Source organism: Acidobacteriota bacterium (assembly GCA_020845575.1).
Lineage (GTDB): Bacteria > Acidobacteriota > Vicinamibacteria > Vicinamibacterales > Vicinamibacteraceae > Luteitalea.
In genome coordinates this window covers 1-24,674 of sequence record JADLFL010000027.1, presented here as the reverse complement: position 1 = coordinate 24,674, position 24,674 = coordinate 1, and the positions used below count along the sequence as shown (strand labels likewise).

Annotated in this window: 23 protein-coding genes; 19 read left to right on the top strand and 4 right to left on the bottom strand. The window is 66.7% G+C overall.

Annotated features, from left to right (window positions below; translation table 11 throughout):
• Positions 1-3 precede the first annotated feature (3 nt).
• From gyrA to dnaA, 4 genes are all read right to left on the bottom strand, one after another.
• Entirely contained in the window at positions 4-2,598 is a 2,595-nt protein-coding gene (gene gyrA, locus IT182_08045) for a DNA gyrase subunit A (protein MCC6163286.1), read from the bottom strand.
• A gap of 46 nt (positions 2,599-2,644) precedes the next feature.
• Positions 2,645-5,221 (bottom strand): DNA topoisomerase (ATP-hydrolyzing) subunit B, encoded by a 2,577-nt coding sequence (gyrB, locus tag IT182_08040; protein ID MCC6163285.1) that lies wholly within the window; start codon positions 5,219-5,221, stop codon positions 2,645-2,647.
• A 98-nt stretch (positions 5,222-5,319) separates the two neighbouring features.
• On the bottom strand, positions 5,320-6,420 hold the full coding sequence (locus IT182_08035) for a DNA polymerase III subunit beta (GenBank protein MCC6163284.1): 1,101 nt from the start codon (positions 6,418-6,420) through the stop codon (positions 5,320-5,322).
• Positions 6,421-6,713: 293 nt separating this feature from the next.
• Positions 6,714-8,057: a chromosomal replication initiator protein DnaA gene (gene dnaA / locus IT182_08030; GenBank protein ID MCC6163283.1), complete on the bottom strand. Its 1,344-nt coding sequence runs from the start codon at positions 8,055-8,057 to the stop codon at positions 6,714-6,716.
• Positions 8,058-8,449: 392 nt separating this feature from the next.
• Here dnaA and rpmH point away from each other — a divergent pair, with 392 nt between their 5' ends.
• The 19 genes from rpmH to atpD form a co-directional block, all read left to right on the top strand.
• On the top strand, positions 8,450-8,596 hold the full coding sequence (gene rpmH, locus IT182_08025; protein MCC6163282.1) for a 50S ribosomal protein L34: 147 nt from the start codon (positions 8,450-8,452) through the stop codon (positions 8,594-8,596).
• A 12-nt stretch (positions 8,597-8,608) separates the two neighbouring features.
• On the top strand, positions 8,609-8,977 hold the full coding sequence (gene rnpA, locus IT182_08020; GenBank protein MCC6163281.1) for a ribonuclease P protein component: 369 nt from the start codon (positions 8,609-8,611) through the stop codon (positions 8,975-8,977).
• A 26-nt stretch (positions 8,978-9,003) separates the two neighbouring features.
• The gene (yidD, locus tag IT182_08015; protein MCC6163280.1) at positions 9,004-9,210 is read left to right on the top strand and encodes a membrane protein insertion efficiency factor YidD; all 207 of its coding nucleotides are present in this window, start codon (positions 9,004-9,006) and stop codon (positions 9,208-9,210) included.
• A 26-nt stretch (positions 9,211-9,236) separates the two neighbouring features.
• On the top strand, positions 9,237-10,925 hold the full coding sequence (gene yidC / locus IT182_08010) for a membrane protein insertase YidC (GenBank protein ID MCC6163279.1): 1,689 nt from the start codon (positions 9,237-9,239) through the stop codon (positions 10,923-10,925).
• A 19-nt stretch (positions 10,926-10,944) separates the two neighbouring features.
• The gene (locus IT182_08005) at positions 10,945-11,400 is read left to right on the top strand and encodes a hypothetical protein (GenBank protein MCC6163278.1); all 456 of its coding nucleotides are present in this window, start codon (positions 10,945-10,947) and stop codon (positions 11,398-11,400) included.
• 13 nt (positions 11,401-11,413) lie between these two features.
• Complete coding sequence (mnmE, locus tag IT182_08000) at positions 11,414-12,829, top strand: tRNA uridine-5-carboxymethylaminomethyl(34) synthesis GTPase MnmE (GenBank protein ID MCC6163277.1); 1,416 nt, start codon at positions 11,414-11,416, stop codon at positions 12,827-12,829.
• Positions 12,830-12,846: 17 nt separating this feature from the next.
• Positions 12,847-14,703 carry a tRNA uridine-5-carboxymethylaminomethyl(34) synthesis enzyme MnmG gene (gene mnmG / locus IT182_07995; protein MCC6163276.1) on the top strand — a complete coding sequence of 619 codons (1,857 nt, stop codon included), beginning with the start codon at positions 12,847-12,849 and terminating at the stop codon, positions 14,701-14,703.
• Between the two features lie 187 nt (positions 14,704-14,890).
• Positions 14,891-15,550, top strand: a complete 660-nt coding sequence (gene rsmG / locus IT182_07990; GenBank protein ID MCC6163275.1) for a 16S rRNA (guanine(527)-N(7))-methyltransferase RsmG — start codon at positions 14,891-14,893, stop codon at positions 15,548-15,550.
• A 102-nt stretch (positions 15,551-15,652) separates the two neighbouring features.
• Complete coding sequence (locus IT182_07985) at positions 15,653-16,447, top strand: ParA family protein (GenBank protein MCC6163274.1); 795 nt, start codon at positions 15,653-15,655, stop codon at positions 16,445-16,447.
• A 135-nt stretch (positions 16,448-16,582) separates the two neighbouring features.
• On the top strand, positions 16,583-17,350 hold the full coding sequence (locus tag IT182_07980; GenBank protein ID MCC6163273.1) for a ParB/RepB/Spo0J family partition protein: 768 nt from the start codon (positions 16,583-16,585) through the stop codon (positions 17,348-17,350).
• A gap of 96 nt (positions 17,351-17,446) precedes the next feature.
• Positions 17,447-17,698, top strand: a complete 252-nt coding sequence (locus IT182_07975; GenBank protein MCC6163272.1) for a type II toxin-antitoxin system Phd/YefM family antitoxin — start codon at positions 17,447-17,449, stop codon at positions 17,696-17,698.
• Positions 17,698-18,135, top strand: coding sequence for a type II toxin-antitoxin system VapC family toxin (locus IT182_07970; protein ID MCC6163271.1), 438 nt, complete (start codon positions 17,698-17,700; stop codon positions 18,133-18,135). Before IT182_07975 ends, IT182_07970 begins: the two co-directional genes overlap by 1 nt.
• A gap of 212 nt (positions 18,136-18,347) precedes the next feature.
• Positions 18,348-19,310, top strand: coding sequence for a selenide, water dikinase SelD (selD, locus tag IT182_07965; GenBank protein MCC6163270.1), 963 nt, complete (start codon positions 18,348-18,350; stop codon positions 19,308-19,310).
• A 296-nt stretch (positions 19,311-19,606) separates the two neighbouring features.
• Positions 19,607-20,029 (top strand): hypothetical protein, encoded by a 423-nt coding sequence (locus IT182_07960; GenBank protein MCC6163269.1) that lies wholly within the window; start codon positions 19,607-19,609, stop codon positions 20,027-20,029.
• On the top strand, positions 20,029-20,694 hold the full coding sequence (locus IT182_07955) for an ATP synthase F0 subunit B (GenBank protein MCC6163268.1): 666 nt from the start codon (positions 20,029-20,031) through the stop codon (positions 20,692-20,694). The genes IT182_07960 and IT182_07955 overlap by 1 nt, the downstream gene beginning before the upstream one ends.
• Positions 20,691-21,233, top strand: coding sequence for an ATP synthase F1 subunit delta (gene atpH, locus IT182_07950; GenBank protein ID MCC6163267.1), 543 nt, complete (start codon positions 20,691-20,693; stop codon positions 21,231-21,233). Before IT182_07955 ends, atpH begins: the two co-directional genes overlap by 4 nt.
• Before the next feature lie 39 nt (positions 21,234-21,272).
• Complete coding sequence (locus tag IT182_07945; GenBank protein ID MCC6163266.1) at positions 21,273-22,808, top strand: F0F1 ATP synthase subunit alpha; 1,536 nt, start codon at positions 21,273-21,275, stop codon at positions 22,806-22,808.
• Positions 22,809-22,820: 12 nt separating this feature from the next.
• Positions 22,821-23,690, top strand: a complete 870-nt coding sequence (atpG, locus tag IT182_07940; protein ID MCC6163265.1) for an ATP synthase F1 subunit gamma — start codon at positions 22,821-22,823, stop codon at positions 23,688-23,690.
• A gap of 18 nt (positions 23,691-23,708) precedes the next feature.
• The coding region (gene atpD / locus IT182_07935) for a F0F1 ATP synthase subunit beta (protein ID MCC6163264.1) at positions 23,709-24,674 on the top strand (966 nt) is incomplete at its 3' end.

The following is a 24,674-nucleotide window of genomic DNA, read 5'->3' as shown; positions in this document are numbered from 1 at the left end:
AGGCTATTCGTCGTCGGGCAGGCCGGCGTCGTCTTCCGGTTCGTCGAGCGGTTCCTCGACGGCGCCTTCCGTTTCCAGCGGCGCTACGACGTCAGATGCGTCTGCGGCGACTTCCGCGATATCGAGCCTCGCGGTCGCCTCTACGCGGTCGCCGTCTTCGAGACGGATCAGCCGGACGCCCTGCGTGTTGCGGCCGATCGGACGCAGTGGTGCGACGGCCATGCGGATGACCATGCCGTCCTTGGTGATGATCAGCACCTGGTTGTCGTCGGCGACGTGCGTCACGCCCACGACTGCGCCATTCCGATCCGACGGCTGGATGTTGCGGATGCCCACGCCGCCGCGGCCCGTGATGCGGTACTCGCTGAGCGGCGTGCGCTTGCCGTAACCATTGGCCGTGACGGTGAGCATGGCGCCGGTCTCGTTGACGACCTCCATGGCCACCACTTCGTCGCCCGCGCGCAGTGAGATGCCGCGCACGCCGTACGCCGTGCGGCCCATCGCGCGCACGCGATTCTCCGGGAAGCGGATGGCCACACCGCCGCGCGTCGCGATCAGCACCTGCTCGGTGCCGCTCGACAACTGCACCGCAATCACCGCATCGTCGTCCTCGACGCCCATCGCGATGATGCCGCCCGCGCGCGGATTCGAGTATGCCTTCAGGTCAGTCTTCTTGATGACGCCCTTGCGCGTGCCCATCACGACGAACCGCCGACCCTCTTCGGACGGGAACTCGCGCACGGCGACCACGTCGGCGACCTTCTCGCCCGCAGCCATCTGCACGAGGTTCGCGATGGACTTCCCGCGTGCGTCGCGACCCGCGTCGGGGATCTCGTGGACGCGCAGCCAGTACGCACGGCCTCGATCGGAGAACACGATCAGGTACGCGTGCGTGGACGCCACGAACAGGTGGTGCACGTAGTCATCGTCGGGCAGGCGCATGCCGATGGTGCCGGCGCCGCCGCGGCCCTGGAAGCGATACTCGTCGAGCGACGTCCGCTTGATGTAGCCCTTGCGGCTCACCGTGATCGCCATGTCCTCGTCGGCGATCAGGTCGAGGATGTCGATGTCGCTCGTGTCCTCGACGATCTCGGTACGCCGCGCGTCTCCGAAGCGATCGCGCGCGCCGGTCAACTCCCGGATGACGATCTCCATCACGAGGCGGTCGCTGCCGAGGATGGCGCGCAGCCGCTCGATTTCCTGAATCAGCTCGGCGAGCTCGTCGAGGATCTTCTGCCGCTCGAGGCCCGTGAGGCGCTGGAGCTGCATGTCGAGGATGGCCTGGGCCTGGATCTGCGTGAGGCCGAACTGCTGCATCAGGCCTTCACGCGCCTCGGCCGGATTCTTCGCGCCTCGAATGAGCGCGATCACCGCGTCGAGGTGATCGAGCGCGATCTTCAGGCCTTCGAGGATGTGCGCACGCGCTTCGGCCTTGCGCAGCTCGAACTCGGTGCGGCGGCGCACCACGTCGCGCCGGAACTCGACGAACCGTTCGACGAGCTCGAGGAGGGGCAGCACGCGCGGACGCCCGTCGACGATCGCCAGCATGATGATGCCGAACGAGGACTGCAGCGGCGTGTGCTTGTACAGGTTGTTGAGCACGACGTCTGGCATCTCGCCGCGCTTCAACTCGATCACGATGCGCATGCCCTGGCGGTCCGACTCGTCGCGGATGTCGGAAAGGCCTTCGAGCGTCTTCTCGCGCACCAGGTCCGCGATGCGTTCGATGAGCTTCGCCTTGTTGACCTGATACGGGATCTCGCTGACGACGATGGCCTGGCGATCGCCACCGCGCCCGATCGGCTCGACCTCCGTGCGCGCGCGCACGATCACGGTGCCGCGGCCGGTGGCGTACGCCGACGCGATGCCCGCGCGGCCGACGAGGATGCCGCCGGTGGGGAAGTCGGGCCCCGTGATCTGCTGCGCGAGACGCCGTCGCTTCTCGTCGCGCGTGAGGGGCTGCGGGCGCCCGTCCTCGTCGAGCGTGAACGCCTTGTCGGGATCGGCGATCGCGATGATGCCGTTGACCACCTCGGTGAGGTTGTGCGGCGGGATGTTGGTGGCCATGCCCACCGCGATGCCCGCCGATCCGTTGACCAGCAGGTTCGGGATCGGCGTGGGCAGCACCGATGGTTCGGTGGTCGTCTCGTCGAAGTTCGGGACGAAGTCGACGGTGTCCTTGTCGAGATCGACCATCAGCGCTTCGGCGAGCGCTTCGAGGCGGGCTTCCGTGTACCGGTAGGCGGCGGGCCTGTCGCCGTCGACGCTGCCGAAGTTGCCCTGGCCGTCGACCAGCGTGTACCGCATGTTGAAGTCCTGCGCGAGGCGCACGAGCGTGTCGTACGCGGGCGCATCACCATGCGGGTGGTAGTTGCCGATGACCTCGCCGACGATCTTCGCGCACTTGCGATAGGGGCGCGAGGCCGAGAGTCCCATCTGCCGCATCGCGAACAGCACACGGCGGTGCGACGGCTTGAGACCGTCGCGCACGTCGGGCAGCGCGCGCCCGATGATCACGCTCATCGCGTAATCCATGTACGAGCGGCGCATCTCGTCTTCGATGTTGACGGGAACGCGATTGACTGGCGTGGTGCTCATAGAAGCAGGCTGATCTCGGGTGTCGGGTGCGGGATTGGCCCGCGCGTCAGACGTCGAGGTTCTTCACGTCGAGGGCGTTGTCCTCGATGAACTTGCGGCGCGGCTCGACCTGGTCGCCCATGAGGGTGGAGAACATCAGGTCCGCTTCGGCCTGGTCTTCGGCGCGCACCTGGAGCAGCGTGCGCACCTCGGGCTTCATGGTGGTCTCCCACAACGTGTCCGGGTTCATCTCGCCGAGACCCTTGTAGCGGTTGATCGCCACGCCCTTGCGTCCGGCTTCGAGGAAGTAGTCGACCAGGTCGGAGAGCGAACGCACCTCGTGATCGGCGTCCTTCTTCGCCGTGCGCCGCACGGGTTCGGCAACGACGTCGGCCGCAGGCGTGTCGTCCGCGCCTTCGACGAGCGCCGCATCCTCCACGTCTTCCGCCGCGGCGCTCACGTGCGACACGACCATGCGTCCGCCGATGCTCGCCACGTCGCGGTGGCTGTTGAGCCGCGCGCGGAAGTCCGGCGTCTGCACGAAATCCACGCCGGCGCGCGACACGCGCGGATACCCGGCTGATCTGTCGTCGATTTCGAGGAGGAACGCGTTGTGCTCCTCGTCGGCCACGACGGTGATCGTGCGCTGGTCCTGCTCGAGCGTGGAGGCGAGCGAGTCGAGACGCGCACGGTCGCTGAAGTACTCGCGATCGCGCGCGCCGGCCGACAGCAGCGCGCTCACCACGTCCTGTGGCACGCCGCGCCGTTCCACCTGGCGGAGATTGCGATCGAACGCGATCATGCGGTGGAGCAGCGCTTCGAGCGCTTCGCCGCGGTATTCCGTACCGCGGTCCGCAAGTGTGAGCACGCGCGAGTCGGCGGCGCGGCGGATCAGGTACGACTCGAGGTCGCCATCGTTCTTGATGTAGACCTCCTGCTTGCCGCGCTTGGCGCGGTACAGGGGTGGCTGCGCGATGTAGATGTGACCGTTGTCGATCAGTTCGCGCATCTGCCTGTAGAAGAACGTCAGCAGGAGCGTACGGATGTGCGATCCGTCCACGTCCGCGTCGGTCATGATGATCACGCGGTGGTAGCGGAGCTTCGAGAGGTCGAACCCGTCGCGATCGGTCTCCTCTCGCTTGCGGCCGATGCCCGTGCCGAGCGCCGCGATCATCGTCTTGATTTCGTCGCTGCTCAGCATCTTGTCGAAGCGCGCCTTCTCGACGTTCAGGATCTTGCCCTTGATGGGCAGGATCGCCTGGAAGCGCCTGTCGCGGCCCTGCTTGGCCGACCCGCCCGCGGAGTCGCCCTCGACGATGTAGATCTCGCTCTGCGCGGGATCGCGCTCCTGGCAGTCGGCGAGCTTGCCCGGTAGCGAACTGCCGTCGAGCGCGCCCTTGCGACGCACGAGATCGCGCGCCTTGCGCGCCGCTTCCCTCGCACGCGCCGCGTCGGCGGCCTTCTGGATGATCGCCTTGGCCACGCCGGGGTTCTCTTCGAAGAACGCGCCCAGACGCTCGTTGACGATGGTCTCGACGATGCCCTTGACCTCGGTGTTGCCGAGCTTGGTCTTGGTCTGTCCTTCGAACTGCGGATTCGGGATCTTGACGCTGATGACGCCCGCGAGCCCTTCACGCGCATCGTCACCGCTGATGGGCGTGTCCTTGAGGTCCTTCGGAAGATTCGCGCTCGCGATGTACGCGTTGACGGTGCGCGTCAGCGCCGCCTTGAACCCGGAGAGGTGGAACCCGCCTTCGTGCGTGTTGATGTTGTTGGCGAAGGTGTAGAGGTTCTCGTCGTACGAGTCGTTCCACTGCAGCGCGATCTCGACGTCGATCTCGTTGCGCTCGCCGCGCATGTAGATGGGCGATTCATGGACGGCGCGCTTCGCGCGGTTCATGAACTGCACGTACTCGACGATGCCGCCCTTGTACTCGTAACGCGCCGACTTCCCTTCACCGCGCTCGTCCTGGAGCGTGATGATGATCCCGGCGTTGAGGAACGCGAGTTCGCGCAGGCGATTGTTGAGCGTGTCGAAGCTGAACGCGCTGGTCTCGAAGATCGTCGCGTCTGGCTTGAAGTGGACCTTCGTGCCGCGCTTCTTCGTCGTGCCTGTCTGCGTGAGTGGTCCCTGTGGAACGCCGCGCGAGTACGCCTGCTGGTGCACGTGCCCGTTGCGCCAGATCTCGAGTTCGAGCAGTTCGGACAGCGCGTTCACGACAGACACGCCAACGCCGTGCAGGCCGCCCGAGACCTTGTACGCGCTGCCTTCCTGGTTGAACTTGCCGCCGGCGTGCAGCACGGTGAGCACGACTTCGGCCGCTGACTTGCCGCTCTCGTGCATGTCCACCGGAATGCCGCGCCCATCGTCGACCACGGTGATCGAGTCGTCGACGTGGATCGTGACGTCTACCTGGGTGCAGTACCCGGCGAGGGCCTCGTCCACGGCGTTGTCCACGACTTCGTAGACGAGGTGATGCAGCCCGGCCTCACCGGTCGTCCCGATGTACATGCCAGGGCGTTTGCGAACCGCCTCCAGCCCTTCGAGGACCTTGATCGATTCTGCGCCGTAATCTTCGGCCGCCCCGTTCACGGGACGCATCGGTGTGGTGGACTCGGTGTTCGGGGTGCTGATCGGTTCCATCTGGACTCACAGGATCGTTCACCGGAATCCACTGATCAGATTCCGGCCACGAGCGCGGCGCGCCTGACGAGGCGCGCGGCTGATGCGGAAGCTGGCGCTTACGGCCGCATCGGCATGATCACGTACGTGTACTCGTAGCCGTCGGCGCCAACGGGCTGCATCACGGCCTGGCTCATCTCGTCCCTGAACGACAGGCTGACCTGCTCGGTCTCGACCGCCGCCAGGAAGTCGGTCACGTACTGTGCGTTGAAGCAGATCTGCACGTCTGGGCCTTCATAGGTCACCAGCAACTCTTCACGGGCTTCGCCCACATCCGGGCTCTGCGACGTGACCTCGACCTTGCCGTTGCTGATGAGCAGGCGCACCGCGCGCGACCGGTCGTTGGAGAGCAGCGACACACGGCGAATCGCGCTCGTGAGGCGGTCGCGCTCGAACTCGATGGCCTTGTCGTTGTTCTTCGGGATGACGCGCTCGTACGCGGGAAACTGCGCGTCGATCATCCGCGAGAAGAGACGCCTGCCACCAACCGTGAAGAAGAGATGATTCTCTGCGCGCTCGAACACGACGTCGCCGTCGCCATCGGCCAGCAGGCGACTCAACTCCTGCATCGTCTTCTTGGGCAGGAGCGCCTTGGTCTCGGCCACATCCGTCTCGATCGTCACCGTCACGAGCGCGAGACGATGTCCGTCGGTCGCAACCAGACTCATGCTGTCGGGTTTGAGGACGAACAGTGCGCCGTTCAGGTAGTAGCGCGTGTCCTCGCCGGTGATCGCGAACATGGTCTTGGAGACCATCTGGCGAATGGGATCGCGCTTCAGCGTGGCGACCACGTCGCCTGTCGTCGGCAACTGCGGGAAGTCGTCGGCCGGCAGCGTCGAGAGGTGCGACTCGAAACGCTCGGCGGCAACGGTGACGCCCGATCGGTTCTGCTCGATCCGGATGTCGGTCTCGGGCAGGGCCTTCACGATCTCGAACAGTTTCTTGGCCGGCAGCGTCAGGGTGCCCGGCTTGGCGATGCTCTGCACGGGACAGGCGCTGCGCAAGCCCACGTCGAGGTCGGTGGCCACCAGTTCGACCTGCTCTCCATCGGCGCGCAGGAGCACGTTGGCCAGGACCGGCATCGTGTTCTTGCGTTCGACGATGCCTTGAAACAACTGCAGTTCGCGAAGCAGATCGTTCTTGCGGACCACCAGTTCCATGCAGTCGATTCCTCGTGAGCGGGGCTCTGAAGCCCTGTGCGACGCGCGACGTCCCTCAGGAGAACTTTCTCCAGAGAGATCACAAGAAAGTAAGTATACCAGAGATCGAAGGGCGGTTGAAGCTGTGGAAGCACGTGGTAAAGCCCGATGCGACAGTTACTTACCGTGTGGAGGCGATCTGTGGAAAACCGTGGGCCGTTCTGTGGGCGGCCTGTCGCGGACCGGCGTTCAACAGGTGATGCACACGCGCGCGTGCACCGGGCTGTGGAAAACAGCGCTCGCGCTCGCGCGCTCTAGCGAAAATTGTCGAGCATCGCGTTGATCTGACTGTTGAAATCGGCGTCCTTCTTCCGTTCCTCCTCCACCTTCCGGATCGAATGGATGACCGTGGAGTGGTGCTTGCCGAAGGCGCGTCCGATGTCGGGAAGCGAGGCCGCCGTCAGGCTCTTGCAGAGGTACATCGCCACCTGGCGGGGGATGACGACGGTGCGCGAGTTGCCGGCGGCCTTGAGTTCGCCGGGGCGCACGCCGTAGTACTCGGCCACGTACTTCACGAGCGTGTCGATGGTGACGGCCCTCTCGTCGGTGCCGATCACGCTGCGCAGCACGTCCTGCGCAAGGGCGACGGTGATGTCCTTGCCGGTGAGCGACGCGTACGCGACGAGCCTGATGAGCGAGCCTTCGAGGTCGCGGATATTCGACTTGATCTTGGTGGCGATGAAGTGCGCCACCGTGTCTGGCAGCGGCACGCCGTCGGCATCGGCCTTCTTCTCGAGGATCGCCACGCGCGTCTCGAGATCCGGTGGCTGGATGTCTGCGATGAGGCCCCAGTTGAAGCGGGATCGCAGGCGTTCTTCGAGCGCCTGAATCTCGTGCGGCGGTCTGTCACTGCTGATGACGATCTGCTTGCCGGCGTCGTAGAGCGCGTTGAACGTGTGGAAGAACTCGGTCTGGGTCGCTTCCTTCCCTGCCAGGAACTGCACGTCGTCCACGAGCAGGACGTCGACGTTGCGATACCGTTCGCGGAACTCGATGATGCGCTCGTAGCGGATGGCGTTGATCATCTCGTTCATGAAGCGCTCCGACGAGATGTAGGTCAGCGCCAGTTGGCGATGATGTCGGTCGACGTATTGTCCGACCGCGTGCATCAGGTGCGTCTTGCCCAGGCCCACGCCGCCGTAGAGGAAGAGGGGGTTGTACGACCGGCCCGGTGCCTCCGCCACGGCGCGGGCGGCCGCGTTGGCGAACTGGTTCGACGGTCCGACAACGAACGTCTCGAAGGTGTAGCGGTGGTTCAGGCCGGATGGGTCCTGGGATCGGGAGTCGACCGCCTCGGGATCAGCCTGCTGGTGGATGAGGATCTCCTCATCGGGCGAGGGCTCTGCCAGGCGCGTGCCGTCACCGGGAACGAACGACACCACCACCCCCGGCCTGCCGATCTCGGCCAGGGATTCGGTCAGGATCGACGCGTAATGGCGCAACATCCAGTCGCGCACGGTGCCATCCAGCACCTCGACAATGAGCGTGTCGCCATCGTCTCTGATGAAGCGGGTGGGCTTGAACCACGTCAGGAACGTGTGACGGTTCAGCTTGGCCTCGACACGCGCCAGCACACGGTCCCAGATCTGCTCGCTCATGTCATCTGCCGGGGTGACTTTCGCCGAACACCGGGGGACATGTGTGACGCCGGTGTGACGGGGCGAAAATCACGAAAATAGCCTAAAAGAGCCACGTTTCGGCCATCGCTTACATGACGACGGCCGATTTTCCGCAGGCGGATAGTCGACAAGCAGGCGAAAGCCCGATCTTTTCCACAGTTTTTTCCACAGCTGTGGAAAACTGGCACGAAATCGCCTGTCGGGTCGGGCCGGACGGCGAGTGTAACAGAGCGCCAGAGGTGCCGGAAGCGGGCGTCAGGCGTTGACAGCGCGGCAGCGCTGGACTACCATCGGCAGTTCGCGGTCGAGGTGTGGCCGCTGACATCGAGCGCCCGGCAGTCCCGGTCACGCTCACGGAATCGCCAGCAGCCATGAAGCGTACTTTTCAGCCCAACAATCGCCGCCGCGCCAAGGCCCACGGGTTCCTCGTGCGCATGAGCACGAAGAACGGCCGCCTGGTCCTGAAGCGCCGTCGCGCCAAGGGCCGCAAGCGCCTGACGGTCTCCTCGGAGCGCTAGTCGCCTGCCGCCATGCGGCATACCCTGCGACCCGCCGAGCGGGTCCGCCGACGGCCCGAGTTCCTGCGCGCGTACGAGCAGGGTCGCAAGCACCACGCGCGATTCATGACGATGTTCGCCTGTGCGTCGACCGCAGCTGTAGCCCGCCTCGGCGTGTCGGCCACGCGAAAGTTCGGGCCGGCTGTCGTCAGGAACAGGGCCAAGCGGCGCGCACGGGAGTTGTTCAGGCACCACAAGCCCCTCCCCGGCATCGACCTCGTGATCATTCCCAGACGCGGTTTCGACACGGTCTCCCAGCCCGAACTGGTCGCCGACTTTCTGGCCGGGCTCCGCCGGCTGAAGGTCAGGACCCAACCGTCGTGTCAGGACCCGGCGCCGTGACGCCAGGCCCCGGCGCGCGCGTCGCGATGGCCCTCGTGAGGGTCTATCAGCTGACGCTGTCACGCTTGTTCGCCGGAAGCTGCCGGTTCGAGCCCTCGTGCTCCCGGTACGCGATGTCGGCGCTCGAGCAACACGGACTACTCAGGGGTGCGTGGCTCGCCGTCAGGCGACTCGCACGCTGTCACCCGTTTGGCGGATCCGGGTTCGATCCCGTTCCGCCGTCTCCGCGATGACCGCACCCGAATCACCAGGTTCCTCAATGGAAAATCGCGTCCTGCAGGCCGTCTTGCTGTCGTTGGCGGTGCTGCTGCTGTATCAGAGCTTCTTGGCCCCTCGTCCGCCACAACCCGCGCAGGCGGCGACCGAGCCGGCGGCGATGACAGGTCAGGTCGAGGCAGGTCAGGCACCGGCCAGCGCGCCGACCGCGGCAGCGCCGACCGCCGCGATGCCATCGACATCGCCGGCGACACCTGTCGCAGCGGCGCAGGCCGCGACGGCCGGCGCACGTGTGGTGGTCGAGTCCAACGACTTCCGGGCGGAGTTCTCGACGCGCGGCGGCGTGCTCCTCAGTTGGACGCTCAAGCACTATCCGAGCAGCCAGGGCGAGCCGCTCGACCTGATCGCGGACGCGCCTGAGACGAACGTGCGTCCGGCGTTCTCGATTACCACCAACGACGCGGCCATCTCGAGCACGCTCGCGACCGCCGACTTCACCCCGAGCGCGCCGTCGCTCGACCTGAGCGGCGAGGGACCGCGGACGCTGCGCTTCGACTACAGCGATCCGTCGGGCCTGCGCGCGACCAAGGAGTTCGTGTTCCAGCGCGACGGACAGCCGTTCCTCGTCGGCTTCTCCGCGCAGGTCGTCAACAACGGTCAGCCGCAGAACTTCGCGATCCACTCGGGGCCAGGCGTGGGCGACATCGAACGCGCGCAGCCGTCGGGCGGCTTCATGTTCGGCACGTACTACCAGCCGCCTGCCGGAATCGCGTACAGCGACGAGATCGAGCGCCACACGGCCGACAGCTTCGCCACCCAGCGCGTGTTCGAGAAGTCGTACCGCTACGCGGGCGCCGACGACCACTACTTCCTCGCCGCGGCACTGCTGGACAGGCAGACGCGCGTGGAGTACGCGACGCACGCCGTGCAGACCCCGGCGGGTCCGCGGTCGCTCGTCTCGTACGCGCTCGGCTTCGCGCAGTCGCCGAGCGAAGTGAAGGTCTATCTCGGACCGAAGGACTTCGACCTGCTGCAGCGCGCCGACCAGCAACTCGTGCGCACGATCAACTTCGGCTGGTTCGCGTGGCTCGTGGTGCCGCTGCTGCGCGCGCTCAAGTGGATCAACGGCTACGTCGGCAACTACGGCTGGTCGATCGTCGTCCTCACGGTGCTGATCAACGTCGCCATCTTCCCGCTGCGCCACAAGAGCGTGGTCTCGATGCGGAAGATGCAGGAGATCCAGCCGCGCGTGAAGGCGATCCAGGATCGCTATGCCGGCCTGAAGGCGACCGATCCCGCCAAGCAGAAGATGAACACCGAGTTGATGGAGTTGTACAAGACTGCCGGCGTGAACCCCGCCAGTGGCTGCGTGCCGATGCTCCTCACGATGCCGGTCCTGTTCGCGTTCTACTCGCTGCTGAGCGTGGCAATCGAGCTGCGCGGTGCGCCGTTCACGCTGTGGATCCACGACCTGTCGCAACACGATCCGTACTACATCACGCCCGTCATCATGGGCGCGACGATGCTGTGGCAGCAGTGGATCACGCCGCAGGCGAGCATGGACCCCGCGCAGCAGCGGATCATGATGCTCATGCCGCTGATGTTCCTGGTGTTCTTCCTGTGGGCGCCGAGCGGCCTGGTGATCTACTGGCTGTTCAGCAACCTGTTGACAATCGGTCAGCAGTACCTTACCAACAGGATCGTGCCTCCCGCCAAGCCGGTGCGCGCCTGATTCGACGGAGCCACGAGCCATGACCACGCAGAGTCTTCACGAGCAGATCGCCGCGTTCGTCGCCGACGTCGTCACGGCGATGGGTATCTCCGTCACCGTGGCGTCGAAGGCCACCGACGAGGGCGTCGAGGTCGACATCACGGGCGAGGAGGGCGAACTCCTCGTGCGGCGCAAGGGTGAAGCGCTCGACGCGCTGCAGCACCTGGTGAACAGCATCTGGCGCGAGCAGACGGGCCGCGACGGCCGCATCGTCGTGGACTGCCTGGGTTTCAGGAAGGGCAAGGACGCCGAACTGCGCCAGATGGCGAAGTTCCTCATCGAGAAGGCGAAGACGACAGGGACGCCGCAGGAGATGGGACCGCTGAACTCGTATGCGCGGCGGTTGGTCCACCTCGAGGTGTCCCTCGATCCGGCCGTGTCGTCCGAGAGTCAGGGCGACGGACAGGTCAAGACCGTCATCATCTCGCTGCGCTGACGCGCGGGACCTCATGGTCTCGACCCCGGAGACCCTCATCGTCGCGCTCGCGACACCGCAGGGACGCGGCGCACTTGCCACGATTCGTCTGAGCGGTGCGGGCGCGATCGCGCTGGCGTCGCGCCTCGCGGGCCGCACGCACTTCGCGCCGCGCGCGGCAACGCTGGTCACGTTGCGCCTGCCGCCGGACGACCTCACGGAGACGGCTCTGGTCACGACGTTCGTGGCGCCACAATCATTCACGGGACAAGAGTGCGTGGAGATCGACACGCACGGGGGGCCAGTGATCGTCGATGCGGTGCTGCAGGCGTGCATCGACGGGGGCGCGCGACTGGCGCGCGAAGGTGAGTTCACGTGGCGGGCGTACCTGAATGGCCGCATCGATCTGCTCCAGGCCGAAGCGATCGCTGATGTCATCGCCGCGACGACGCGGGCGCAGGTCCGCGTGGCGTCGCGTCATCTCGAAGGTGCGCTGAGCGCAGCCATCATCGGTATCGGCGACGACATCGCGCGGGTGCGGGCGCTGCTGGAAGCGTCGCTCGACTTCCCGGACGAGGGCTTCCACTTCATCGAGCGGGGCGACCTGGTGGCGCGTCTCGGGCTTGTGCACGACGCGTGCGTGCGTCTGCTGGAGTCGGCGGATGCGGGGCAGCGACTCCATGACGGCGCGCGTGTGGTGATCGCCGGACGGCCCAACGCAGGGAAGTCGAGCGTGTTCAACGGTCTGTTGAAGCGGCCGCGCGCGATCGTGACCCCGGTGGCGGGAACGACGCGAGACGTGTTGGCGGAGGGCACCGTGTTCGGCGGCGTCCCGGTGCAGTTGATCGACACGGCCGGCGTGCGTCACACGACAGATCCCGTGGAGCAGGAGGGCGTGGCGCGCGCGGAGGAAGCGACGGCGTCTGCCAGCCTCGTGATCCTCGTCGTTGATCCGTCGGGCACGGACGAGGATCGCGAAGGATCGGAGGCGTTGTGGGCCACGCTCGACGGCCGCGCCCGCCTGTGCGTGCTCAACAAGATGGACAAGTGGAGGGCGCAGGGCACTGACGCCAGCGCGATGGAGAACTGGACGCCTGGGGCTTCAGCCCGTGGCACGCACGGCGTGCCGGACTGGTGCCCGGCAGATGCCATCATGGTGAGTGCGCTGACAGGGCGGGGGATCGACACGCTCTCGGAGCGTCTGGCCGCCGAACTCGGACAGGCACGGTGGGACGGGGCAATTCTGACGCGCGCACGGCATCGATCGCTCGTGACGGCGTGCGCCGACGCGATCGCGCGTGCGCGTGCCACGGCAGTCGACGAGGGCTCGGAGGAGTACATTCTTGCCGACCTCCACGACGCGCTCGTGGCCCTCGAGGATCTGCGCGGCGTGGAGACGCCCGACGATGTGCTCGAGACCATCTTCTCGTCGTTCTGTATTGGTAAGTAGGGTCTTCACTATTCGGGATGTCGCCGCCACACGCTGACGTCATCGTGATTGGTGCCGGACACGCTGGCATCGAAGCCGCGTGGGCCGCCTCGCGCCTCGGCGCGTCGGTCGTGGTGTGCACGTTGTCGCCCGAGACGATCGGCCAGATGCCGTGCAATCCCGCAATCGGTGGGACGGCGAAGGGCCATCTCGTACGGGAGATCGACGCGCTCGGCGGTCTGATGGGGCAGGCGATCGATGCCACGGGCATCCAGTTCCGGTTGCTGAACCGGAGTCGCGGCCCCGCCGTGTGGTCGCCGCGCGCGCAGGCAGACAAGCAGCGCTACGCGGCGTGGGTTCGCGCGGTGCTCGAGCGCGAGCCCTCGATCGCACTGGTTTACGGCCATGTGTCGGCCCTCATTGTCGAGGGCGGTGCGGTGTGGGGCGTGCGCCTGGATGGTGGCGGCGAGATCGCCGCCCGGCAGGTGGTGGTGACGACGGGGACGTTCCTCGACGGATTGATCCACATCGGCCCCGTGCAGCGTCGCGCCGGCAGGTTCGATGAGCCGGCTGCCGTGTCGCTGGCAGAGTCGATTCGAGCCCTCGGGCTGCCAGTTGGTCGCCTCAAGACGGGAACCCCACCGCGCGTGCACCGGCGATCGATCGACTTCGACGCGCTCCAGGAACAGCCTGGTGATGCCGAACCCGTGCCGCTGTCGTTCCTGACAACGGAACTGCCCTTGCGGCAGGTCCACTGCCACACCGCCAGGACAACGGCGCGCGTGCATGAGTTGGTGCGGCACCACATCGGCGAGTCGCCGCTGTACAACGGCCAGATCACGGGCATTGGCCCGCGCTACTGCCCGTCGCTGGAAGACAAGGTGATGCGCTTCCCGGAGAAGGAGGCCCACCAGCTCTTCCTGGAGCCGGAGGGGCTCGATGTGGACGAGGTCTACATCAACGGGTATTCGATGAGTCTCCCGGCCGAGGTCCAGGAAGCCATCGTGAGGGCGCTTCCGGGCTTGTCGCGCGCGGAGCTGATCAGGCCGGGGTACGCCGTCGAGTACGACTTCGTCCAGCCGACGGGACTACACCATACGTTGGAGGTTCGAGCTACGGCAGGGCTCTATCTGGCTGGTCAGATCAACGGGACGTCCGGCTACGAGGAGGCGGCCGCTCCGGGGTGGGTGGCTGGCGTCACCGCGGCGCGGCGGGCAGGGGGGAGGGGGCCAGTCGTGTTGGAGCGGCACGAGAGCTACATCGGGATTCTCGTCGACGACCTCGTCACGCGCGGGTGCCTGGAACCGTACAGGATGTTCACCTCGCGGGCCGAGCACCGGCTGCGGCTGCGGATCGACAATGCCGATCTGCGGCTCACGCCGAAGGGGCGAGAAATCGGGACCGTGACCGAGGATCGGTGGGGTCGGTTCAATGCGCGTCGCGCCAGGTACGCGCGGAACGAAGAGGTCCTGCGCTCGACGCTCGTGAAGACGCCTTCGGGAGACCGTGTGCCGGCGGCGGAGGCGTTGCGGAACCCGGCGGTCAGGTTGGCCGAGTTGGTGACGCGAGAATCGAGCCTCGATCTGACGCTCGATCCACTCGTGCCATCACTAGATATTGCGACGCTTGACGCAGACTGTCGATATGTTGGGTACTTGAAGCGTGAGAACAGGGAAGTGCAGCGTGCCGAGCGCTACGCGGCGCAGCGCGTTCCTGACGGATTTGCGTTCGAGGGTCTGGCGGGCCTGTCGACGGAGCTGCAGCAGCGATTGTCCGAAGCCCGTCCACCGACAGTCGCCTCGGCCGGCCGCATCCCCGGTGTCACGCCAGCCGCCCTCGCCCTGATCAGCGCCGCCCTCGCCAGGCGGACGATGCCAGCCGAGCATGGGAGTTGAGAGAGGTTGGGAAGACCATGGTTTCCGGAGGCGCGGGTCCTGTCGCCGGACAGCCCCACCCGCCCTCGGCGCGAACGGCCCTTGTACGACTGACGCGCCTGCGCGCGGGCGGGGCGGCCGCGTCCGGCGCCACCCGCACCGACACGCGATTCCTTCACAGGCTCTTTAGCGCCTTCGAGACGATGCAGTGACTTCTCGTAATTCTGGTACCGCGCGAGACGCCCGTCGGCGACTGGAGAAGCGGCTGTCGCTGGCTGGTGCGCGCGCGTCTGACGTCCAGATTGATCAACTCCTCGCGTACCTGGATCTTCTCGAGCGCTGGAACGCGCGGATGAACCTGACGGCGCTCGACGATCCGGACGAGGCCATCGATCGCCTGCTCGTGGAGCCGACCCTGGCCGCCACCGAGATCAACCCCGCCGCCAGGGCCCTTGTTGACATCGGATCTGGTGGCGGATCGCCTGCCATCCCACTGAAGATCGCCCGGGCAGACCTTTCCCTCACCATGGTGGAGGTCAGGACGCGGAAGTCTGTCTTCCTGAGGGAGGTCGTGAGGCACCTCGATCTGGCGTCCTGTCGCGTTGTCACGTCGCGCTTCGAGCAGGCATTGGTCGATCCACTGGTTCGCGAACAGGTAGATGTCATCTCCATCCGCGCCGTGCGTGCCGAAGAGGCCCAACTCGAGCTGTTCCGGGACGCGTTGAGACCGGGAGGTCAGCAGTTGTGGTTTCTTGGCCCTGGCCAGCCTCTTCCGGCAATCCCGTCTGGCCTGGCTCTCACCAGAGAGCGCACCCTTCTGGAGTCTCTACGGAGCCGGTTGGTAGTTCTCTCTCGCGTGGGGGCATGAATGTTCCACGTGGAACATTTGGCGCCAGAATGCGCTCTTGTTCCACGTGGAACATCGGATCCAAAGGCGCGTAGGCGTGTGCTACCCTGATCGTTCCCGCCCATGAGCAAGATCATCGCTGTATCAAATCAGAAGGGTGGCGTGGGGAAGACCACCACCACGATCAACGTCGCGGCGTCGCTTGCGATGGCGGATCAGCGCGTGCTCGTGGTCGACATGGATCCCCAGGGCAACCTCACGAGTGGTCTCGGCCAGAAGTCAGGCTCTGAACAGACCGTCTATGAAGCGCTTGTGGGTGACGCAGACCTGCCCATTCTTCAGACAGCCGTCGACAACCTGCACCTCGTACCGGCGGACCGCCATCTGGCCGCCGCTGAAGTGGAACTCGTGCCCTTGGAGGAACGCGAGCAGCGCCTGCAGCGCCTGATCGCGTCAGTGCGAGATCGCTACGATTTCATCTTCATCGATACGCCGCCGTCGCTCGGCTTGCTGACGCTGAACGCACTCGTTGCCGCAGATACCGTCCTGATCCCGCTGCACTGCGAGTACTTCGCGCTCGAAGGCCTCGCGGACCTCATGTCCACACTCACGCGGATCCGCAATGGGCTCAACCCCGCCCTCGACATCGAAGGGGTTGTCCTGACCATGTTCGGCGACAGGACGAACCTCGGCAATCAGGTGGCGAAGGAGATCCGCGGCTTCTTCGAGTCGAAGGTGTTCGACACCGTCATCCCGCGCAATATCAGGCTCGCCGAGGCGCCAAGTCACGGCCTGCCCGTGCTCCTCTACGATCCACGCTCGCGCGGGGCAGAGGCCTATGTCTCGCTCGCACACGAACTCCTGGCTCGCAACGGCGCCCGCGTGGCGCGCAAAGCGGCCACCACAACCACCTCCTGATCGACGCCCGTGGCCCAGAAATCAGACAAACGACCTGCGTTGGGAAGAGGCCTCAGCGCCCTGATCCCGGAGAAACCGATAGCCGTCGCCCCGCCTCAGGCGGCGTCGAAGGAATCGGCACAACCACAACGGGATGTGGATCTCGACCTGATCGACCCCAATCCCTTGCAGCCAAGGACGAGATTCGATGAGGTGAAGCTTCAGGAGCTCGCCGAGTCGATCAGCGCGTCCGGTCTCGTTCAGCCGATCGTCGTGCGCCGCAAGGGCGACAGGTTCGAGATCGTGGCTGGCGAGCGCCGCTGGCGTGCCGCGCAGATCGCCGGACTGCTGAAGCTGCCGGTCCACATCAGCGACATCAGCGATGAACGGCTGCTCCAGGCGGCCCTCATCGAGAACATCCAGCGCGAGGACCTCAACCCCATCGAAGAAGCGCTGGCCTACAAGCGGCTCGGAGAGCAGTCGGGCCTCACGCAGGAACAGATCGCCGCGGCTGTCGGTAAGGATCGCGCGACTGTCGCTAACCACTTGCGTCTGTTGCGGTTACCAGATCAGGTCCGCCATCGGGTCGTCTCCGGCGAGCTGTCGATGGGACACGCCCGTGCGCTACTGGCGATCGAGGACGAGGCCCTGCTGGTGCGGACCGCCGACAAGGTCGTTGCCGAAGACCTGTCGGTGCGCGCCACGGAGGCCCTCGCGAAGAAGCTGGTCGAGCCGGCCGATACGACCGAGACACCCGAACCGCCGAAAAAGGACGTACACACGCGCGAAGCCGAAGAGCGCCTCCGCGTGGCCCTCGGCACCCGCGTGGCCATCCGCCGAAAAGGGAAGGGCGGCCGCGTGGAAATCGACTTCGTCAACGAAGACGAGCTGATCCGCCTGTTCGAATATCTCGTGGAACGATGAACGCAGGCGGGCGTGGCGGCGGCTTGCGGGCTGGCTGCCTCGAGCCATGCACCCAGATGTAGTAACATCTCTACATAGAGGGGTGCTGTCACGGCGATCACGAGACTCTCGAGTCGCGAATTCAACCAGGACACCGGCCGAGCCAAACATGCAGCCCGTCGGGGGCCGGTTGTCATCACCGACCGCGGGCGCCCCGCGCACGTCCTTCTGACCTTCGAGGATTACCAGAAGCTCGCGAGCGGCGAAGGCTCCATCGTCGACCGGCTGGGACAGCCGGAAGGCATTGAAGACGTCGAACTGGTGGTCCCGCGGCTCCGCGACGGCGCTCGTCCCGCGGACCTTCGGTGATGTACCTGCTCGATACCAACGTCGTGTCGGAATTGCGGAAAGTAAAGTCCGGCAAGGCGGACGCGAATGTTGCGCACTGGGCCAGACGTGTGTCCGCCCCAACCCTCTTCTTGTCCGCCATCACGGTCCAGGAACTGGAGCATGGCACGCTGCTCGTCGAGCGACGCGATACGACGCAAGGCAGAATCCTGCGGACGTGGCTTGATGAGCACGTGCTCCCGACATTCGCCGAGCGAGTTCTCGTGATCGACACGCTCGTTGCTCGACGGGCCGCCGCGCTGCACGTGCCGGATCCGCGACCTGTTCGCGATGCGCTCATCGCGGCGACCGCACTCGTCCATGGGCTCACCGTGGTCACTCGCGACGTGGACGACTTCATCCCCATGAGCGTGGACATCATCAACCCCTGGGAGCGTGCGACTCCGCGCCCCGCGTGACGCCGGGGCTGTTTCGCGCGATCTGCTGTTGGGCACCTCTATACTGAGCCCCTGAGAATGCCGCGATGCCGCGAATGCCGATTTGTGAAGCCCCTTGATCCTTTGAGCCTTTGTCCGTAAGCCGTAAGCCGTAAGCCATGAACCGTCGCCTGACCGATTTCGCCGCCTGCGCTGGTTGAGCGAGCAAGCTCGCCGCTGGCGAGCTCGCTCAGGTGCTGAGCGACCTGCCCGTCCCCACCGATCCCCGTGTCCTGGTCGACTACCGGAACGCGGACGATGCAGGTGTGTTCGTCGTGGGGGATGTGGCACTGGTGCAGACGGTGGACTTCTTCACGCCCATCGTGGACGACCCGTTCGCGTACGGACGGATTGCCGCGGCCAACGCCGTCAGCGACGTCTACGCCATGGGCGCGCGCCCGATCACCGCACTGGCCATCGCAGCGTTTCCAACGAAGGCCTTCCCGCCCGACATCGTCAAGTCGATCTTCGCCGGTGGGATGTCCGTGCTGCAGGAGTGCGGCATCGCGCTGCTCGGTGGACACACGGTGCAGGACATGGAGGTCAAGTTCGGCTACGCCGTCACGGGCACTGCCTCGCCCGATGCCGTGTGGACCAACGCCGGCGCACGTCCCGGCGACGCCCTGATTCTCACCAAGCCACTCGGCACGGGCGTGATCGCGACGGCGGCGAAGTTCGCGCGCACCGACGCCGCCACGCTCGACGCCGCCATCGCGTCGATGCGACGCACCAACCAGGCGGCAGCGGAGGCGTTCCTGTCGGTGCCCGGCGCCGTCCACGGGTGTACCGACGTCACGGGGTTCGGGCTCGCCGGCCATGCGTGCGAAGTGGCCCTCGCCAGCCGTGTCGCGATCGCGATCGACACGGCGTCGATGCCCCTGCTGCCCGGTGCGCGCGACCTCGCGCTGGGGAACAAGACCGGCGGCATGGTCAACAATCGCAAGCACTTCGGTGGATCGGTGGTCGAGGGTGCGGATGTCCCGGCCGATCTGAGCGCGCTCGCGTTCGACCCCCAGACGTCGGGCGGCCTGCTGGCCGCGGTCGACCCCACGCAGGTCGACGCCGTCCGCACTGCCCTGCAGGCCCGCGGCGTCCTGGCCGCCCTCGTCGGCCGGGTCGAACCCGCTGTTGGACCCCCGGCCGTCCGCTTGATCTGACGCCTACGGTCGGGGCCGGAGGGCCGCCCCCCCTCCCGCCACAGACGGCAGGCCGGCTCTCCGCGCCAGCCCCCTGGAGAGACGTCGCATGACTCGGTGGGCACGCCAAGCCACGCCACCTGCGGTGGTGCGCCGCCGTCCATCCCCGTACGACGGCAAACCCCCTTGTATTGCACGTCTGCCGGCGATAGTGGTATAAGTCTGTGTTTCGGCGGGCACGCCGAGTCGCCCCAGTGCCCGCGTCTTGCCAGCGGCGGGGTGCAGCCCGCCCTCGTCGGCATACTCCCGGAGGCACCGTGTTACCGGACCTGTCGGTCCTGTGGGTCATTGCGTTCGTGCTGCTGCTGACTGTCGTCCTTCAGCAGCTGTTCTTCAAGCCACTGCTGCGCGTCATGCACGCGCGGGAGGACGCCGTGCGATCCGCGCGCGTCATGGCGGAGCGCAGCGCGGCGGAGGCCCATCGCGCGGGTGAGGAGTTCGACGCCAAGACCGCCGCGGCCCGCGCCTCCTTCTATCGCGAGCTCGATGACATGCGGAAGCAGTCGCAGGACGAGCGCACCGAGATGATCGCGTCGGCCCGGACGCAGGCCGAGCAGGAGCTCGCCGCGGCGCGACGGACCCTTGCCGCAGACACGGCCGCGGCCCGCGCCCAGCTCCAGCAGGACGCGCAACAGCTCGGTCAGCAGGTGGCCGATCGTCTCGCCGGGCGGACCCACTGATGCGCACCGCGATGTCCAACGCCACGCCAACGACCTTTCTGCGCCTGATGCCGGCAGCGCTCGCCGTCGCGGCACTCCTGTCGTTTGCGCCAGCGCTTCAGGCACAGCCCGCTGACGATCACGGTGCCGCGGCCGCGCACGCGACCGACGCTCACGCGCCGGCCGGCCACGGCGAGGAGCACGGCGAGAGCGTGCTCGTGACGCTGGCGCGCCTGGCCAACTTCGCGATCCTCGTCGGTGTCATCTACTGGCTGGCCCGCAAGCCGCTCGCCGATCACCTCACCGCGCGCGGCGCGCAGATCCGCAAGGATCTCGTCGACGCCGCGGAGATGCGCACCGCTGCCACCGAACGCCTCGCGACGATCGAAGCCCGTCTCGCCGCGCTCCCGGGCGAACTCGAGGATCTCCGCCGCCGAGGGGCCGAAGAGCTCGACGCGGAGCGCACGCGCATCAGGACCGCCGCCGAAGTCGAGCGCGACCGTCTCGTCGATCAGGCACGCCGCGAGATCGCCGCGCAGACGCGCCACGCGCGCACCGAGCTCCGCGCCGAAGCGGCCGCACTCATTGTCGACGTCGCCGATGCGCGCCTCCGCGCCACGCTGACGCACGCCGAGCAGCATGCGTTGGTGGATGATTACGCGACACGCATGAGGAACCTGGCATGACGTCCCTCGAAGCCAGACGTGCGGGCCGCGCGCTCTTCCAGGCGACGCAGCACCAGGGCATCGCGCGTCAGACGCTCGATGGCCTCCACGCCTTCACCGCGTTGCTCGACTCGCATGGCGAACTCCGCGACGCCGTGATGTCGGTGTTCGTACCGCCCGCCGCCAAGCGCGCGATCGTCGAGCAGGTCGCCGACGCGATCGGGGCGCCGCCTGCCGCGCGCACGCTCCTCACGATCCTGGCCGACACCAGGCACGCCGACGACCTCCCCGCCATCGTCAGGGAATTCGAGACGCTGGTGCACCGCGAGGAACGCCGCGTCGACGTCGACGTGACGACGGCGGTGGCGATCGATGAGGGCCAAACGTCGCGCCTGCAGGACGCGCTGGCGCAGGCCCTCGGATCCCGGGTCGCGATCACCACGAAGGTCGATCCCGCCGTCATCGGCGGCGCCATCACGCGCGTGGGCAGCCTCGTCTACGACGGCAGCCTCGCCAGACAACTCGCCCGCTTGAAGGAGCAGATCGCGCAGCAGGGCTGAGCCTGCCGCGACACTCAGCACCCATCCGAACGCTGACGTATGACGATCAAAGCAGACGACATCTCCCGCATCATCCGCGAACAGATCGGCGGCTTCCAGGCCGGTGTGGACGTGGCCGAGGTCGGCACGGTGGTGGCCATCGGTGACGGCATCGCCCGCGTGCAGGGCGTCGAGCGCGCCATGGCCGGCGAGATGCTGGAGTTCCCGCACGGCGTGTTCGGCATCGCGCTCAACCTCGAAGAGGACACCGTCGGCGCGGTGCTGCTCGGTGAGGCGCGCGCCATCCGCGAGGGCGACCAAGTCCGCCGGACGGGCCGCATCATCTCGGTGCCGGTCGGCGACGAGCTGCTCGGCCGTGTCGTGAACGCGCTCGGACAGCCGGTCGACGGCAGGGGCCCGATCGCATCGAACCGCTTCGATCCGATCGAGCGTCTCGCTCCCGGCGTCGTCGATCGCCAGCCGGTGCGCGAACCGTTGCAGACGGGCATCAAGGCCATCGACGGCATGGTGCCGATCGGCCGCGGTCAGCGCGAGTTGATCATCGGCGACCGCCAGACGGGCAAGACCGCCGTCGCCGTCGACGCCATCCTGAACCAGAAGGACACGGGCGTCATCTGCATCTACGTCGCGATCGGCCAGAAGCAGTCGACGATCGCCCAGGTCGTGCGCACGCTCGAAGAGCACGACGCGCTGCGCTACACGGTGGTCGTGGCCGCTGCCGCGTCAGACCCCGCGCCGATGCTCTACATCGGACCGTACTCGGGCTGCACGATCGGCGAGTACTTCCGCGACTCGGGCCGGCACGCGCTGGTCATCTACGACGACCTCTCGAAGCACGCGCAGGCGTACCGCGAGATCTCGCTGCTGCTGCGCCGGCCGCCGGGGCGCGAAGCGTATCCGGGCGACGTGTTCTACCTGCACTCGCGCCTGCTCGAGCGCGCCGCGAAGCTGAACGACACGCTCGGCGGCGGATCCCTCACGGCACTGCCGATCATCGAGACGCAGGCCGGCGACCTTTCGGCCTACATCCCGACCAACGTGATCTCGATCACCGACGGCCAGATCTTCCTCGAGAGCGATCTGTTCCACCAGGGTGTGCGCCCGGCCATCAACGTGGGCAACTCCGTGTCGCGTGTCGGCGGCTCGGCGCAGATCAAGGCGATGCGCAAGGTGGCAGGCTCGCTGCGTCTCGATCTCGCGCAGTACCGCGCGCTCGCGGCGTTCGCGCAGTTCGGCAGCGATCTCGACAAGGCCACGCTGCAGCAGCTGCATCGCGGCGTGCGTCTGGTGGAAGTGCTCAAGCAGCCGCAATACCAGCCGCTCTCGGTGGCCAGCCAGGTCGCAATCCTGGTCGTCGCCACGCGCGGGTACCTCGACAACGTGGAGCTCGGCGACATCCCGGCGTGGGAGAAGGGCTTCCACGAGTACATGGCGGCGCGCCGGCCGGGCATCCTGTCGAGCATCATGGAGCAGAAGGACGTCAGCAAGGACGCCGAGGCCGAGTTGGTCCACGCCATCGAGGAGTACCAGAAGGACTTCTCGTCGCGGCAGGCGCGTCCCGCGGGCGTCGCGTAAGCATCAGGTCACATGCCTTCCCTCATCGACATCCGTCGCCGGGTCCGTGCCGTCAAGTCGACGCAGCAGATCACCAAGGCGATGAAGATGGTCTCGGCCAGCAAGCTGCGCCGGGCCCAGGAGCGCATCGTCCACGCGCGGCCGTACGCCAACCAGGCGCTGCGCGTGATGAGCAGCGTGGCGCGTCGCGTCGATCCGTCGCTGCACCCGCTGCTGCGGCAGTCCGAGGTTCCTGGCGCGCCCACGCTGCTGATCGTCGTCTCGGCCGATCGCGGGCTGTGCGGCGGCTTCAACAGCAACATCGTGAAGCAAGCCTCGTCGTTCGTGCAGCACTCGGCCGATCGTGAGGTCGCGCTCGCGCTGGTCGGCCGCAAGGCGCGCGACTTCTTCGTGCGCCGCGGGCTCGACGTCCGCTACGAAGCGGTCAACGTCTTCCAGCACGTGAAGCACTCGCACGCGCAACACGTCGCCGACGCCGCGATCGAGCAGTTCACCGAGGGCCGCGTGAGCTCGGTGTACCTGCTGTACAACGAGTTCAAGTCGGCGATGACCCAGCGCGTGGTGGTCGAGCGCCTCTTGCCGATCCCGGAGCTCACGCCCGAGAACGGCGGCGTGGAAGGACCGCTCGTGGACTACCTCTACGAGCCGTCTGCCGAGGAGATCCTCACGACGATCGTGCCCCGGCACGTGGAGATCCAGGTGTATCGTGCGCTGCTCGAGTCGGCGGCGTCCGAACACGCGGCGCGGATGACCGCCATGGATGCGGCCACGCGCAACGCGCAGGAGATGGTGGACAAGCTCTCGCTGTACATGAACAAGGTGCGACAGGCCGCCATCACGCGCGAGATCATCGAAGTGGTATCGGGCGCGCAGGCGCTCTAGGGACAAGACCAACACATCATGGCCAACGGCACTATCGAGCAGCAGCAGGTCGGCCGCATCGTCCAGATCATCGGACCGGTGCTCGACATCGAGTTCGAGGGCGGGCACCTGCCCGCCATCTACAACGCGATCCGGGTGCGCGTGCCCGATGCCTCCGGCGCCGGACACACCGACATCATCGCGGAAGTGCAGCAGCACCTCGGCGAAGGTCGCGTGCGCACGGTGGCGATGAAGCCCACAGACGGCCTGCAGCGCGGCATGGACGCCGTCGACCTCGGCGCGGGCATCACGGTGCCCGTCGGTCCGGCCACGCTCGGCCGCGTGCTCAACGTGCTCGGCGAACCTGTGGACTATCCGGATCGCCCCGTGGTGTCCGAGACGTCGTGGCCGATCCACCGCGCCGCGCCGTCGCTCGAAGAGCAGTCCACGCGCCTCGAGATGTTCGAGACGGGCATCAAGGTCATCGACCTGCTCGAACCGTACCTGCAGGGCGGCAAGATCGGCCTGTTCGGCGGCGCCGGCGTGGGCAAGACCGTCATCATCCAGGAGCTGATCCACAACATCGCCGTGAAGCACGGCGGCGTGTCGGTGTTTGCCGGCGTGGGCGAGCGTACGCGCGAAGGCAACGACCTGTGGCTCGAGTTCCAGGAGAGCGGCGTCATCGACGTGAACGATCCGTCGAAGTCGCGCGCCGCGCTCGTCTACGGCCAGATGACAGAGCCGCCGGGTGCGCGTCTGCGCGTGGCACTCACGGGCCTCACCGTCGCCGAGTACTTCCGCGACGCCGAGAACAAGGACGTGCTCCTGTTTGTCGACAACATCTTCCGCTTCACGCAGGCGGGTTCCGAAGTGTCGGCGCTGCTCGGGCGCATGCCGAGCGCGGTGGGGTACCAGCCGACGCTGGCCAGCGAGATGGGCGAGATGCAGGAGCGCATCACGTCGACCAAGAAGGGCTCCATCACGTCCGTGCAGGCCATCTACGTG